This window comes from Elusimicrobiota bacterium, from assembly GCA_026388075.1.
Lineage (GTDB): Bacteria > Elusimicrobiota > Endomicrobiia > Endomicrobiales > JAPLKN01 > JAPLKN01.
The window spans coordinates 1-16,493 of record JAPLKN010000025.1; the positions used below are offsets into that span (position 1 = coordinate 1).

General features: G+C 43.1%; 8 protein-coding genes and 2 rRNA genes. All 10 read right to left on the minus strand.

Going from position 1 to position 16,493, the window contains the following annotated elements:
* On the minus strand, positions 1–514 hold a 514-nt coding region (locus tag NT145_00855), incomplete at its 3' end, for a GTP-binding protein (GenBank protein MCX5781246.1).
* A 153-nt stretch (positions 515–667) separates the two neighbouring features.
* The gene (gene fusA / locus NT145_00860; GenBank protein ID MCX5781247.1) at positions 668–2,752 is read right to left on the minus strand and encodes an elongation factor G; all 2,085 of its coding nucleotides are present in this window, start codon (positions 2,750–2,752) and stop codon (positions 668–670) included.
* 285 nt (positions 2,753–3,037) lie between these two features.
* Positions 3,038–3,517 carry a 30S ribosomal protein S7 gene (gene rpsG, locus NT145_00865; protein ID MCX5781248.1) on the minus strand — a complete coding sequence of 160 codons (480 nt, stop codon included), beginning with the start codon at positions 3,515–3,517 and terminating at the stop codon, positions 3,038–3,040.
* Between the two features lie 136 nt (positions 3,518–3,653).
* Positions 3,654–4,043, minus strand: a complete 390-nt coding sequence (rpsL, locus tag NT145_00870; GenBank protein MCX5781249.1) for a 30S ribosomal protein S12 — start codon at positions 4,041–4,043, stop codon at positions 3,654–3,656.
* A 147-nt stretch (positions 4,044–4,190) separates the two neighbouring features.
* On the minus strand, positions 4,191–8,390 hold the full coding sequence (gene rpoC / locus NT145_00875) for a DNA-directed RNA polymerase subunit beta' (GenBank protein MCX5781250.1): 4,200 nt from the start codon (positions 8,388–8,390) through the stop codon (positions 4,191–4,193).
* Positions 8,391–8,500: 110 nt separating this feature from the next.
* Positions 8,501–12,325 carry a DNA-directed RNA polymerase subunit beta gene (rpoB, locus tag NT145_00880; GenBank protein ID MCX5781251.1) on the minus strand — a complete coding sequence of 1,275 codons (3,825 nt, stop codon included), beginning with the start codon at positions 12,323–12,325 and terminating at the stop codon, positions 8,501–8,503.
* A gap of 167 nt (positions 12,326–12,492) precedes the next feature.
* Positions 12,493–12,873 (minus strand): 50S ribosomal protein L7/L12, encoded by a 381-nt coding sequence (gene rplL, locus NT145_00885; protein ID MCX5781252.1) that lies wholly within the window; start codon positions 12,871–12,873, stop codon positions 12,493–12,495.
* Positions 12,874–12,967: 94 nt separating this feature from the next.
* Positions 12,968–13,645, minus strand: coding sequence for a 50S ribosomal protein L10 (rplJ, locus tag NT145_00890; GenBank protein ID MCX5781253.1), 678 nt, complete (start codon positions 13,643–13,645; stop codon positions 12,968–12,970).
* A 432-nt stretch (positions 13,646–14,077) separates the two neighbouring features.
* Positions 14,078–14,194 (minus strand): 5S ribosomal RNA (gene rrf / locus NT145_00895).
* Positions 14,195–14,602: 408 nt separating this feature from the next.
* Positions 14,603–16,493 (minus strand): 23S ribosomal RNA (locus NT145_00900); the annotation flags it as partial.

Below are 16,493 nucleotides of genomic sequence, written 5' to 3' on the forward strand. Positions count from 1 at the left end.
TGTCCCCGGGGAAATTATATTTTGTAAGAAGTTCTCTTACTTCCATTTCTACTAAATCAATAAGTTCTTTATCCGTAACAAGATCTACCTTGTTCAAATATACAACTATATACGGAACGTTCACCTGTCTGGCTAAAAGTATGTGTTCCCTTGTCTGCGGCATCGGCCCATCTGTCGCTGATACCACAAGTATCGATCCGTCCATCTGCGCTGCGCCGGTTAACATGTTCTTTACGTAGTCTGCATGGCCCGGGCAGTCTATATGGGCGTAGTGCCTTTTATCTGAAGAATATTCTACATGGCTTAGTGCTATTGATAAGATCTTTGTCTCGTCTCGTCTTCCTTGCGATTCAGATGCTTTGGCTATCTCATCGTAGGTGATATACTTCGCTAACCCTTTGCCTTCTAGCACCTTCGTTATCGCTGCTGTCAGCGTCGTTTTGCCGTGGTCTACGTGCCCGATTGTCCCTACGTTTACGTGGGGCTTTGATCTGTCAAATTTTGCCTTTGCCATTTTGGTACCTCCACTTTAACTGCAGGTTAAGGTTAAGGTTAAGGTTAAGGTTAAGAAAACACATTTGACCTTAACAGTTCTAGCTTAAACCCGCAATATTTTAAACTCGAAATTTCTGCTTAACCTAAACCTGTTTTACTCTCAACCTGTCGTCTAGGCTTTTATCTTCTCCAAAATTTTGTCCGAAATCTGCTTTGGAACCGTTTCGTAATGAGAAGGTTCCATATTGTAGTTTCCTCTCCCCTGTGAAAGCGAGCGCAATGTCGTGGAATACCCAAACATCTCTGCAAGAGGAACCTGGCCATGTATATATTGAAGTTTATTTTTTGATTCCATATTCAATATTTTTCCACGGCGCGAATTTAGATCCCCTATAACGTCTCCCATATAATCTTCCGGAACGATTACTTCTATTTTCATTATTGGTTCAAGAATTACGGGACTCGCGTGTTTTGCGCCGTCTTTAAGCGCCATTGAAGCGGCGATTTTAAAAGCCATTTCAGAAGAGTCAACTTCATGAAACGATCCGTCGAACAAAGTAACCTTAAGATCTACGAGAGGGTATCCTGCAAGCGCTCCGGAATTTAGCGCTTCCTTAACGCCTTTTTCGCAAGGATTGATATATTCTCTCGGTATTGCCCCGCCGACAATTTCATTGACAAATTCAAAACCTTTGCCGGGCTCAAGAGGTTCAATTTTAAGCCACACATGTCCGTATTGCCCGCGGCCTCCGGTCTGCCTTATATATTTTCCTTCAGATTCAACCGGTTTTTGAATGGTTTCGCGATAAGCAACCTGAGGCCTGCCGACATTTGCTTGGACATTAAATTCTCTTTTCATCCTGTCAACAATGATTTCAAGATGGAGCTCGCCCATTCCCGCGATAATGGTTTGAGCGGTTTCTTCATCAGTTCTAACTTTAAATGTCGGATCTTCTTCAGCAAGACGGCCTAACGCAATTGCCAATTTTTCTTCGTCAGCTTTTGATTTTGGTTCAATCGCAACCGAAATAACCGGTTCAGGAAAATTTATTGCTTCTAAAATTATCGGTTTTTCTTCCGAGCACAAAGTATCGCCGGTAGAAGTATTTCTTAAGCCTACTGCGGCAGCTATATCGCCGGCTTCAACCGATTCAACTTCTTCGCGCGAGTTAGCATGCATTCTTAAAATTCTTGAAAGCCTTTCCCTGCCATTTTTATTTGCGTTGTAGACATAGGTCCCTTTGTCAAGTTTTCCTGAGTATACCCTGAAATATGTGAGTTTCCCGACATAAGGATCGGTTTGAATTTTAAAAGCTAAGGCTGAAAAAGGAGCGCTGGAATCCGCAGACCTTGTTTCCTCTTCGCTGGTATCAGGCTTAATACCTTTAATGGCAGGAACTTCTGTAGGAGAAGGCAAATAGTCGCAAACTGCATCCAAAAGAGGCTGAACACCCTTATTCTTAAATGAACTTCCGCATATGCATGGAACAATCTTGCAGGAAAGCGTTCCTTTCCGGATCGCTTTCTTAAGCTGTTCAATGGTGCACTCTTTCCCTTCAAGATAATTATGCATTACCTCATCAGAAAAATCAGACACTTTTTCTATCATGTGATCACGGTATTTTTTTGCCTGATCTTTCAGTTCTTCAGGGATATCCACTATGTCAAATTTAGCGCCGAGTTCTTCGCCATGCCATAGATGCGCTTTCATTTCAAGGAGATCAACAATGCCTTCAAACTTTTCTTCCTGTCCGATAGGAATTTGAATAGGTACAGGAGTTGTGCCGAGTTTTTCGCGTACCTGGTCAACCACCATATAAAAATCTGCCCCGACTTTATCCATCTTATTTGAAAATACAAGGCGGGGAACTCCGTAACGGACTGCTTGACGCCACACAGTTTCAGACTGAGGCTCAACACCGTTTCCCGAATCAAAAACCACAACCGCGCCGTCAAGAACGCGCAATGACCTTTCAACTTCGGCCGTAAAATCAACGTGTCCCGGAGTATCAATGATATTGAACTGGCAATCTCTCCAGGAACAATATGTGGCGGCCGCAGTAATTGTGATGCCTCTTTCGCGTTCCTGTTCCATCCAATCCATTGTCGCGGTACCTTCGTGAACTTCGCCCATTTTATAAAGTCTTCCCGTGTAATAGAGGATTCTTTCGGTCGTAGTAGTTTTTCCCGCGTCAATATGAGCAATAATGCCAATATTTCTTACTTTTTCAAGCGGATATCTTTTTGTTTCTTTCATTTTTTCTTTTTTATTTACCCCGTTAGAGAAAGCCGCTGACTCCTGTCGGCGAATTGAAATCATACTGTTAAGTGGCGGTGTAATACTGCCATCTTTATTCGCGAAGCGCCCGTTACCCGCCCGCCGGCTGGGCAGGTCTCTAACGGGGTTTACCTCAATAGCCAACTGCATCTTTACCACCTGTTTCCCATAACTGCGTTCTTTTGCTCTCCTGCTCTTTTGTTCTATTGTTCTTTTGAACTAAAGAGCTATAGAGCAAAAGAACTGTAGAGCGACTTTTTTGTTTTACCATCTGTAATGCGCGAACGCTTTGTTCGCTTCTGCCATCTTATGAGTGTCTTCTCTCTTTTTAATAACCGCGCCTTCTTTTCTTGAAGCTTCCATTAATTCCTGGGCAAGCTTATCAGCCATTGGTTTTCCCGCCTTGTCCCTGGCAAAACCTATTATCCATTTCATCGCAATGGTTTGGGAGCGAAGCTGGGCGACTTCAACGGGAATCTGATATGTGGCTCCGCCGACCCTTCTGGGCTTAACTTCCACCAGCGGCCTTGCATTTTCAATCGCTCTATTGAATACAGTCATAGGATCTTCTTTAGTTTTTTCTTTAATAATTTCAAAAGCTCCGTACAATATACCTTCAGCGCAAGTTTTTTTGCCCCTTTCAACCAATTTATTCAAAAAACGGCTTACCAAAACCGAATTAAATTTTGAATCCGGCGGCGGAAGAGGACGTCTATCTCTCGGCCTAATTTCTTTTCTTGACATTTTCTACCTCTTTAACTTCAGGGTCAAGGGTCAAAACTTCAGTAGCAAGTACCAAGGGTTAAGTTAAGTCTTTGGCTTTCCTTGCTACATGACCCTTTGCTACTTCACTACTGCCTTTTTTGCCCTTGCTACTGTCTTATTTCTTCACTGCTTCTGGTTTAGCTTTTTTTGCTCCGTATTTGCTTCTTCCCTGCATCCTTCCCTCAACTCCTGTTGCATCTAAGGTGCCTCTTATTATATGGTAGCGCACTCCCGGCAAATCTTTTACACGTCCTCCGCGAATCATAACCAGAGAGTGTTCCTGCAGGTTATGCCCTACGCCGGGAATATAAGAAGTAACTTCATAGCCGGATGTAAGTTTTACCCTCGCCACTTTTCTTAAAGCCGAGTTAGGCTTTTTAGGAGTTGTAGTATAAACCCTTGTACAAACTCCGCGTCTTTGAGGACATTCTTTTAAAGCCGGGGTTTTATTTTTTTTCTTTGAACTTTGTCTTCCCTGAGAAACCAGTTGATTTATTGTCGGCATTTCTTTTCCTCACTTCGTTCGGAATCTCAAATTTCAAATTTGAGATTTCTTTTATCTTTGTATTCCGTTTTTATCGCCTTTCCCTATCTACCCTCAGGTCCATAGGACCTTATGGGTCCGAGGACTACCTACTATCTACTTGTATTTTTATTCTATTTCCGCCGGTTTAAGCCCTGTCCCAGCAGGTATAAGATGCCCGATGGCCACGTTTTCTTTCAAGCCTCTTAAGTAATCCACTTGCCCTGCAACTGCAGCTTCAGTAAGAACTCTTGTGGTTTCCTGGAACGAAGCTGCGGAAATGAATGAATCAGAAGAAAGAGAAGCTTTTGTAATGCCCAAAAGAATTGACTGCGCAACGGGAGGCTTCCCGTTATCTTTCGACGTCACTCTCTTTTCTTTTTCATAACGGTATTTTGAAACGATCTCGCCGTTCAAAAATTTGCTTGAGCCTGAATTTGTTATACGCACATTCGAAAGCATTTGGCGAACAATAATTTCAATATGTTTATCGTTTATGTAAACACCCTGAAGCCTATAAACCTGCTGTATTTCGTTAACAAGATGTTCCTGCACTTCTTTAGGGCCTTTGACTTTAAGCATATCGTGAGGGTTGATTGCCCCGTCACTTAGCGGTTCTCCTACTTCCACGCGATCGCCTTCATACACAACTAAATGACGTCCGTGAGGAATAAGATACTCGCGGGACATATTCGTTTCTTCATTAGTTACAACAACTTTTGAGCTTCCCTTTGCCGTCGGCTCGCCTAAATGCACCGTCCCGTCAATTTCCGAAATAACAGCTCCGTTTTTCGGCCGTCTGCCTTCAAAAAGTTCTGCTACTCTGGGCAATCCGCCCGTAATATCCCTGGTTTTAGTTACTTCTTGAGGAATTTTTGCCAAAATATCGCCGGCAGAAATTGAATCCCCTTGCTCAATTACTAGGTTTGTATCCAAAGGCAAAGGATATTCGGCTAATTGTTTGCCTCCATGCTTTATAATCGCGCGCGGACGTAAACGTTCTGTAGGATGATCTATTATTACGCGTTCAATCTGCCCCGTAATTTTGGATTTTTCTTTATGTAATGTAACGCCTTCCTTGACATCTTTTAATTCAACTTTTCCGTCAAACTCGGAAATAATCGGCTTTGAATGAGGATCCCACTCGGCTAAAAGATCTCCCTTAGACACCTTTTTATTTGTAGTAATCTTAACTCGCGCCCCGTAAGGAATCTGGTAAACCTCTCTTTTTCTAGCCAAAGGGTCCGACAGAATCATCTCGGAATTTCGGCTGACCACTATATTTTGTCCTTCTTTATTTTTTATTGAACGCAGATTATGGAAACTTACTTGAGCGTCAAATTCGGCATGAATTTCTGATCTTTTTACAAGCCGGCTTGCCGTACCGCCGATATGGAAGGTTCTTAAAGTAAGCTGTGTTCCGGGTTCGCCGATCGACTGAGCCGCAATTATTCCGACCGCTTCTCCGACCTCAACCATTCCGGCCGTAGCAGGATGAACGCCGTAGCATTTTGCGCAAACTCCGCGATCAGCCTCGCAGGTTAAGGTGCTTCTTATACCAATTCTTTCAATCCCTGCTTGAACTATCTTTTTCGCCATCTCAGCAGTAATTACTTCGCCGCGCTTAACAATAACTTCTTCGTGCAGTTCTCCTTCTTTGGAAGGAAGAATTCCTACAACATTATCTAAAGATACCCTTCCGACGATTCTTTCTTCAAGTTTTTCAATAACTTCATCACCGCTTTGAAGGGTGCCGACTCTGACTCCGTTTATAGTTTTGCAGTTATCTATAGTTACAACAACATCGTGCGCGACATCAACGAGCCGCCGGGTTAGGTATCCCGCATCGGCAGTTTTTAGAGCTGTATCGGCAAGACCTTTCCTGCCTCCGTGGGTTGAAATAAAATATTCCAGGACTGTCAATCCTTCTTTAAAATTTGAAATAACAGGCGATTCTATAATTTCGCCTACACCGCCGGTAAGTTTTTTCTGAGGTTTTGCCATAAGTCCGCGCATCCCGGCAAGCTGTCTAATCTGCTGACGGGAACCTCTGGCGCCGGAATCAGCCATCATAAAAATAGAATTAAACCTGTTGACGCCCGGCGTATAAGGGACATCTTTATCTTTTTTCATTTCATCAAACATTATATCGGCAACCTTATCCGTAACATGGGTCCATATGTCTATAACTTTGTTATATCGTTCGCTTTCAGTGATCAACCCCTGCTTTGCCTGTTTCTCAATATCCTTAATCTGCCTGTGAGCATCCTTAACCAGCTCGGCTTTTTTAGGAGGAATCTTCATTTCGTCAATGGAAATTGATATTCCTGCCAAAGTCGCAAACCTAAAACCTATTTTTTTGATTTCATCCAGCAGTTTTATGGTTGCAAAATTTCCCAGTTCTTTATAGCATCGTTCAACCAGTTCCGCTAATTCCCTTTTGCCTGTTGATTTATTTATAAAACCTAATTCTTTAGGCAGGTTTTGGTTAAAAATTATTCTTCCGACAGTCGTAAAGCTTTTCCACTTACTTGAATCTGAATGTTCGTCGTCTTTAAGGCCTTCCTCTTTTATCTGTGTAAGGCCTAAAACTTTTATACGTGCATGTAAATCTATTTTTTTACACTGGTACGCGCTTATAACTTCTTCCGGCGAAGAAAATATTTTTCCTTCGCCTTTTACGCCGGTTTTTTCCTGAGTCATATAAAAACAGCCCAAAACCATATCCTGGCTTGGAGAAACCATGGGCCTGCCGGACGCCGGAGAAAGAATATTGTTTGTAGCCATCATTAAAACTCGGGCTTCCAACTGGGCTACCATAGATATAGGAACATGTACAGCCATTTGGTCGCCGTCAAAGTCAGCGTTGAACGCGGTACAAGTTAAAGGATGAAGCTTGATTGCTTTGCCTTCAACCAAAACCGGCTCAAACGCTTGTATGCCGAGCCTGTGAAGAGTAGGCGCGCGGTTAAGCATTACGGGATGAGCTTTTGTTACGCGTTCAAGAATATTCCAAACAACCGCATCCCCTCTTTCAAGAAGTTTTCTTGCAGATTTCGGAGTAGCCTTTTCTTCTTTAATAAGTTCGCGAATAATAAACGGTTTAAAAAGCTCCAACGCCATCTCTTTTGGCAGACCGCACTGATGAAGTTGCAAATTCGGGCCCACGACAATTACGCTTCGCCCGGAATAATCTACACGTTTGCCTAAGAGGTTCTGCCTGAATCTTCCCTGCTTCCCTTTCAAAGTATCAGATAAGGATTTCAACGGCCTGTTGCCCGCGCCCGTTACAGGACGAGTCCTGGATTCATTGTCAATCAAAGCATCCACAGCTTCCTGCAATAAACGTTTTTCATTATTGATCATTAAAGCCGGGGCTTTAAGCTGTTCAATATGACGAAGCCTGTTGTTCCGGTTTATAATCCTTCTATAAAGATCATTCAAATCTGAAGTTGCGAAACGGCCGCCTTCTAAAGCTACTAGAGGCCTTAAATCCGGAGGAATCACAGGAAGGACAGTCATAATCATGCATTCAGGACGAGTGTTAGAATTAAAAAAGCCTTCGGTAGCGCGGAGTTTTCTTATTAGTCTTGCTCTTTCAGCGTCTGACTTTGTTTTTCGGACTTCTACATCATGCGAACCTTTACCTGATTTTGTCTTTCTAGCTTCAGTATCCCGCAATTCTTTATGTAGTTTTTTTATTTCTGCTTCAAGATCAATTTTTGCCAGCAATTTGCGTATCGCGCCAGCTCCTATATCAACTTTCAATTTGTCTTTATATTCAGACTGGTATTTTTTGTATTCCTCTTCAACTAAAAGCTGGCCTTGTTTCAAAATTGTTTTACCTTCCGAATCTTTCAGGTCTTCCATTACAATGTATCGCGTATAATAAATTACTTTTTCAAGGTCCGCCATTTTCATATTAAGCACTATGCCGACTCTTGAAGGAGGCTTCCTTAAAAACCAAAGATGGGCTACAGGAACGGCCAGTTCAATATGGCCGAACCGTTCGCGGCGGACTTTGGACTCGGTAACTTCTACTCCGCACCTGTCACATACAACGCCTTTATGCTTAACATACTTATATTTTCCGCAATGGCATTCATAATCTTTCGTAGGCCCGAAAATCCTATCGCAGAACAATCCTTCACGTTCAGGCTTAAAAGTTCTATAGTTTATGGTTTCCGGTTTCTTAACTTCGCCGTATGACCATAATCTTATCTGATCAGGGCTTGCAATAGTAATTTTTACCGCATCAAAGTCTGTATAATTAATCTGCGGCACATTTTTCTTTTTGCTTCCCGGTAATGCATAATTAAATTTAGCCATTTTTTCCCTTTGGACTATGAGTTTTTGCCTTATCTATTTGCTCTTTTTTTCAGCCTACAGCTTTGTCTTTTTGCCTTTGCATTTATTTCAAATTTGAAATTTGAAATTCTTTACTTAGGTGCTGCTGCCGCTGCCTTTTTTTCCATACTTCTAGTTTTTTCTCTTTCTTTATTCATTAAATCAATATTTAATCCTAAACCCCTGAGTTCGCTTACCAAAACTTTAAATGATTCCGGAATTCCGGGCTCAGAAATAGCTTCACCTTTTATTATCGCATCGTAGAGCCTTATTCGTCCGTTTACGTCGTCAGATTTTACGGTAAGAAATTCCTGCAAAATATGCGCCGCGCCGTATCCCTCAATAGCCCAAACTTCCATTTCGCCGAATCTTTGTCCGCCAAACTGAGCTTTACCGCCTAAAGGTTGGCGGGTTATAAGAGCATACGGGCCGGTAGAACGAGCATGAATTTTATCTTCAACCAAATGATTCAGTTTCATAACATACATATTGCCGATGGTAACTTTCTCCAAAAATGCTTCGCCTGTACGGCCGTCATAAAGAGTTATTCTGCAGTCGTTAGTAGGCAGATATTTGTCTTCATATTTTTTCAGTTCCTCTTCCATATCTTTGCCTTTTATACCGCGTTTAACAAGCTCTTTTCTTTTTTCTTCAATAAGTTCCTGTTTTGCTTTTTTGACATATTCTTTAATATCTTCTTCTTTTGCGCCGTCAAAAACAGGAGTTATCATTCGAACATTTAAAACGTTTGCAGCCCATCCAAGCATTGTTTCAAGCAGCTGCCCCACGTTCATACGCGAAGGAATTGCTAAAGGTGAAAATACCGCATCAACAGGAGTGCCGTCCGGAAGGCGAGGCATATCTTCAACAGGAAGTATTCTTGAAACCACGCCTTTATTTCCGTGGCGGCCGGCAAGCTTGTCGCCAACCTGTATTTTTATTTTTGACGCTATATAAACTTTTACGACTTTATTTACTGAAACGGCCAGTTCGTCGCCTTTTTTCATTCTTTCTTTTTCGCGCGAACGCATCTTTTTGAGCATCTCTTCTTTTTCATCATAGAGGGCTTCAACTTTTTTCTTTTCCGCTCCCTTTGTTTCATCCAGGCGGTCTTTTCTGTCTCTTTTAAGTTTTTCCATTGCAGCTTTATAAGCGGCTTCGGACTCTTCCTGCCTTTTCAAAACCTCTTTTTCTGCAAGTTTCTCGCGCCTCACAAAAGTTTTAACGCCGATAATTCTCCCCGTTATTCCGGGGGGAACGCGTAAAGACGCATCCTGGACGTCTTCAGATTTTTTTCCGAACAATACTCTTAAAAGTCTTTCTTCGGGAGTTGTCTGCTGTTCACCTTTGGGAGTCGTTTTTCCAACCAGTATATCGCCTCTTTGAACCATGGCTCCGATGCGCACAATCCCTTCTTCGTCAAGATTTAAAAGATCGTCGGCGCCGACATTAGGTATATCTCTGGTGATTTCTTCCGGCCTTCCCTTCGTTTCCCTAGATTCGGTTTTGAATTCTCTGATATGAATGGAAGTGAATTTATCGTTTTGCAAAAGCCGTTCAGAAAGAAGAATAGCGTCTTCAAAATTGTACCCGTCCCAAGGCATAAAAGCGATCAAAATATTATGGCCTAGAGAAAGCTGTCCGTCTTTTGTACAAGGGCCGTCAGCTATCGGATCGCGTTTCCTAACTTTTTGGCCGACAGAAACCATAGGGACTTGATTAATGCAGGTATCCTGATTGGAACGAACATATTTTTTAAGAAAATAAACGTCCACTCCCGGCTTTCCTTCATCACTCCAAATGCAGATTTCATCCGACGAAACGCTCATTACTTCTCCGCCGCGTTGCGCCAAAACCATTACGCCCGAGTCTTTTGCAACTTTTTCTTCAATTCCCGTTGCAACATAAGGAGGCTCAGCGTTTAAAAGGGGTACTGCCTGGCGCTGCATATTTGAACCCATTAAAGCCCTGTTAGCGTCATCATGTTCAAGAAAAGGAACTAAAGATGCCGAAACAGAAACAACCTGCATCGGCGATATATCCATATAATTCAATTTATCAGGCGAAACTACCGGAAAATCTCCGCGGTAACGCGAAGCTACCAACTCACCAGAAAATTTCCCGTTTTCATTAATAGGCGCGTTTGCCTGGGCAATAATATTTTCATCTTCTCTATCTGCAGTTAGATATTCTATTTTATCTGTAACTTTACTATGTTCAACTTTTCTATAAGGAGATTCTATCAGTCCGTACTGATTAACCCTGGCATAAGTAGCAAGTGAAGTTATAAGGCCTATGTTCGGGCCTTCAGGAGTTTCAATCGGACATACACGGCCGTAATGCGTATGGTGAACGTCACGAACTTCAAATCCGGCACGTTTTCTGTTCAAACCGCCGGGGCCGAGAGCTGAAAGCCTTCTTTTATGGGTAAGTTCTGAAAGAGGATTGATCTGGTCCATAAACTGAGAAAGCTGTGAAGTACCAAAAAATTTTCTGACTTGAGCAACAAAAGGTGTGATATTTATGAGGCCTCTCGGTGTTATGGTTGTTTTATCCTGCATATTCATATGTTCGCGAACAACGCGGGACATTTGAACAAGTCCGATTCTTACCTGATTTTCAAGAAGCTCCCCAACCGAACGGACACGCCTGTTTCCGAGATGATCTATATCATCAAGCTCAATTTTAATTTTACTTTCTCGGCTGGAAAACTCTGGGATTCCGTTATAAAGCATCAACAAATATTTGATTGCAACTATAACGTCTTCGGCTGTTAAAGTTCTTTTGTGGTCAGAAGGCATGTTAAATTTGATTTCTTTGTTTCCGAGAATTTTATCAAAGATGGGACCTAATTTTTTTAGGATTTTATATCTTCCGACTAAGCTTAAATCATAACGGCGGGTTGACTTAAACATCAACTCTTCTAAAAATCCTGCTGCGCGTTCCTGCACAATAAATTCCTGAGTTTTCAAAATTTTATATATTAGATTTATGGCGTCTTTTTTGGTTTCTATTGTATCTTTTTCAAGGGTAAGGTAAATTGTGGGGTCAGTATGGATTGAAACGTGTTTTATTTTTTTCTCTTTAAGTTTATTTAAAACTTCTTCTTTAATTTCTTTTCCTGCTTCTGCAATTATTTCGCCCGTAGACTTATCAACAACATCGGAAAACAAAAATTTGCCTACCAGCGATTCTGCAGTAATTTCTTCAAGATTAAGATCTTCAGGAGATGTAAAAAGCTCTAGGATGTCCTGATCGGTTATTTCTTTTTTGTCCCGTCCATCCTTAAACTCATAATCAAGAGTTCTCAAGAAAGTGGTGGCCAATATTTTTCTTTTTCTGTCTATTCTGACGTATAGAAGGCCGTTTTGATCAAATTCAAATTCTACCCATGCGCCGCGATAAGGAATAATTCGGGCAAAATAAATCGGTTTACCTAAGGCTGTAACTCTTTTTTCTTCATCTTCTTCAAAAATAATGCCGGGAGAACGGTGAATCTGACTGACAACGACGCGCTCGGCTCCGTTAATGATAAAAGTTGCTGTCGGAGTCATTAAAGGAATATCGCCAAAATAAACTTCCTGTTCAGCCAGCTCTTTTTCTTTTCCGTTTTCCTGTTTTTGAACAAGACGAAGAAGTACTTTCAACGGTGCTGCGTAAGTTGCATCCCGCGCGATAGATTCCTCAATAGTATATTTCGGTTCGCCCAAAGAATAGGAAACAAACTCTAAAGTCAAACTGCCGTCAGAGTTTACTAAGGGAAAAACGTCTTCAAATGCTCCCTGAAGACCGCGCGGACTTCTTTTATCTTGGGAAACATTCTGCTGCAAAAAATCGACGAACGATTCCTTTTGCATTTCTAAAAGCAAAGGCGGCTCTATAGGAGACACTATTTTGCCAAAATTAATTTTTTCCATATTTTTTCAATATCCTGAGCTTTCAGTTTTCGGTTATTGTCATGCTGAATTTATTTCAGCATCTTGTCTTTTATATTCTTTTGTAGATCCTGAAACAAGTTCAGGATGACACTCCGTGTCAGTTTTGCCTCTACTAATCACTCATCACTCATTACTAATTACTGATTTTACTTCAGCTCAACTGTTGCACCGGCTTCAAGAAGTTTTTTCTTCATTTCTTCAGCCTGATCTCTTGGAACATTTTCTTTAACTGGTTTGGGAGCACCGTCAACAAGATCTTTGGCCTCTTTTAAGCCAAGCCCGGTAAGTTCGCGAACAACTTTAATGACAGCAATTTTGTTGCTGCCGCAGCTTGCTAAAACTACCGTGAAATCGCTCTTCGCTTCTGCCGCTGCCGCGGGTGCTCCTGCTTGAGCTGCGCCGGCTGCTGCAAACGCCATAGGCGCTTGGGCTGAAACGCCAAATTTTTCTTCCAATGTTTTTACAAGTTCAGAAAGTTCAAGAACAGACATTGAAGAAACTGTTTCCACTAATGAATCTTTACTCATTTTCTCTGCCATTTTCTCCTCCACATGACAGGGGTAAGTGATAAGTGATAAGTGGTAAGTAGAAGACTTTTTGTCTTTTCTTACCCCTTAGCCCTTACCCCTTAGCACTGTCTTTCTGTTTTCTTATCGCTTCTAAGACATAAACCAGATTTCTTATATTTGCCTGCAATACATTTACAAAATTTGTTATGGGAGCTTTCATCGTTCCCAAAAGGATTGACAGTAAAACTTCTTTAGAAGGAAGTTCCGCTAAGGCTCTTATCTCATTTTCTGATATGATTTTTTTCTCTAAAACCCCGGCTTTAATTTTCAGTTTATTATGTCTTTTTGCAAAGTTAACTATGACCTTTGCCGGAGCCACTATATCGCCGTTTTCAATAGCAATTGCTGTCGGCCCGTCAAAATATTCAGAAAACTTTTCCAAACCGGCATTTTTTGTGGCTATTTTGCTTAAAGTATTTTTTACAACAGTATACTCACACTTTAGATTTCTTAGCTGGGAGCGAAGTTCTGATATTTCAGCAACAGTAAGCCCCTGATACTGCGTAAGAACCATACCGTTATTCTTTTTTATTTTTTCAGTTAATTCCTGAACTAAAATTTCCTTTTCTTTTTTTACCATAAAATGCTCTCTCAAAACTTCAGTTGTTTCCGGCAACAAAAAAACTTCTCTAGAGAAAGAGAAGTTTACAATTTTCTGCCAGTTTCTCTGTCTCGGTAAGACGTCAGTCCCCGCGCCTAGTTTTGCGTAGTAAAACTGCGGGGATGGCATTTAACCCCTCTCGTCCCGATCTTCAGGACTGAAGAAGTCTTACTTTCTTAGACAACTTTTTAACATATAAAGAACTGCCAAGGTTTCACTAACTTGAAACCACTGGATATGTTTCTTGATTTTCTAGACTCAAGAAACTATATTAACCCCGGCACCGACCTATGGTTCGACTTCGCTCACCATCCTGAGTGAAATCGAAGGACTCTTACGAACCGCCGCGGCGGATCACTACCATCGGCCCTGGCGGGCTTTCCGCCACTACTTCTTGGCGGATCCGCCAACGTCTTAGTGGCGGAAACTTCCGTGCCTGCCCCGTTAGAAAATTTTCATGCTTTATTTTTGAAGATATTAAAACGCCTGGCAGCGACCTACTCTCACGATACCCTGCGGTATCACTACCATCGGCCCTGGTTTAAATTATGATTTTAAAATGTTCGGCACCGACCTACTCTCACGATACCCTGCGGTATCACTACCATCGGCCCTGGCAAGCTTAACTTCCGTGTTCGGAATGGGAACGGGTGTTGCCCTGCCGGAAAAAGCACCGAACATTTTAAAATCATACATTGTTAGCTTTCCGCCACAGGCGGATCCGCCAACGTCTTAGTGGCGGAAACTTCCGTGTTCGGAATGGGAACGGGTGTGACCCCACCGGAAAAACCACCAGACATTTTAATATCTTCAAAAAAGATAACTTAATTATAAAGAGCTCATTACCCCGAAATTTCTAACGGGGTAAAGAATGCCCGTCCGCCTTGGGAGGAGGAACGGGTGTGACCCTGCCTGCCTCGCCGACGGGCGGACCGGAAAAAGCACCGGGAAAAATTTCTATATAAAGAACATCTTTGACAACTATAGGGTAAAAAAAGCGGTTATAACACTAAATGAATTGGTCGGGTCCCCGCCGCGGCGGGAGACCTCGCCTCGCTCCAAAGGAGCGGGCGGGGATTAAAAAATACGGCCAAGCCAAACGGTCGATTAGTACGGGTTAGCTCCGAGCATTACTGCTCTTCCACTTCCCGCCTATTAAACCAGTAGTCTTCTGGTGACCTTTAGGGAAATCTAATCTCGGGGTGAGTTTCACACTTATATGCTTTCAGCGTTTATCTCATCCGCACATGGCTACTCGGCACTGCTCCTGGCGGAACAACCGAAACACCAGAGGTGCGTTCAACCCGGTCCTCTCGTACTAGGGTCGAGTCCCCTCAAATTTCCTGCGCCCACGGTAGATAGAGACCGTACTGTCTCACGACGTACTGAACCCAGCTCACGTACCCCTTTAATTGGCGAACAGCCAAACCCTTGGGACCTGCTCCAGCCCCAGGATGGGATGAGCCGACATCGAGGTGCCAAACTTCCTCGTCGATATGGACTCTTGGAGGAAATAAGCCTGTTATCCCCGGGGTAACTTTTATCCGTTGAGCGACGGCAATTCCACTCGAAACCGCCGGATCACTAGGTCCTGCTTTCGCATCTGCTCGACTTGTAGGTCTTGCAGTTGAGCACCCTTCTGCCCTTGCACTCGATAGGCCATTGCTATTGGCCCTGAGGGTACCTTATGAACGCCTCCGTTACTCTTTAGGAGGCAACCGCCCCAGTTAAACTGCCCACCTAACCTTGTCCTCCCGGTCGTTTCAAACCTAGGAGTTAGAACCACAGAATTAAAAGGGAGGTATTTCACATTTCCCCTCCGCCCAGCCCAGAAGCCAGGCATCAAAGGGTACCACCTATTCTACGCATTCAGTCCCATAATTCAAGGTTAAGATACAGTAAAGTTCCACGGGGTCTTTTCGTCTAACCGCGGGTAATGTGCGTCTTCACACATACCACAATTTCGCCGAGTCTCTCGTTGAGACAGCGCTCTCTTTGTTACGCCATTCGTGCAGGTCGGAACTTACCCGACAAGGAATTTCGCTACCTTAGGACCGTTATAGTTACGGCCGCCGTTTACTGGGGCTTGAGTTCAAAGCTTCGCTCCGCCTTGCGGCGGAACTAACCTCTCCCCTTGACCTTCCAGCACCGGGCAGGCGTCAGACCCTATACATCATCTTGAGATTTCAGCAGAGTCCTGTGTTTTTGTTAAACAGTCACGAGAGCCATTTCACTGCAACCCAGCACTATTGCTAGTATTGGGCACCCCTTATTCCGAAGTTACGGGGCTATTTTGCCTAGTTCCTAAACGAGAGTTCACTCGCGCACCTTAGGTTTTTCACCCTACCTACCTGTGTCGGTTTGCGGTACGGGCACTCTTGGCACAAGCCGCCAGGTTTTTCTTGGCTCCCCATACAGTTAGTTCTCTCCCCTTGCGGGGAAATCCTGTCATCCCGCTTGCGCGGGACAACAACTTACACAACCATTCGTAAGATAACCTACTGGAAAGCGTCACTGACGGCATTATACGCACCAAAGGTGGTTCAGGAATATTAACCTGATCTCCATTACCTACGCCTTTCGGCCTCGGCTTAGGACCGACTAACCCTGAGCAGACGAACTTAACTCAAGGAAACCTTAGGTTTTCGGTGACAAGGATTTTCACCTTGTTTATCGCTACTTATTCCGACATCCTCACTTCACAACGCTCCAGCACTCCTTACGGTATGCCTTCGATGCAACGGGAACGCTCCTCTACCGCCTACAAAAGATAAATCTTTCGTAGACCCATGACTTCGGTATCATGCTTGAGCCCCGAGAGTTTTCGGCGCGGAATCACTTGACTAGTGAGCTGTTACGCACTCTTTAAAGGATTGCTGCTTCTAAGCCAACCTCCTAGTTGTCAAAGTAACTCCACAACGTTTACCACTTAGTGTAAATTTAGGGACCTTAGCTGATGTTCTGGGCTCTTTCCCTC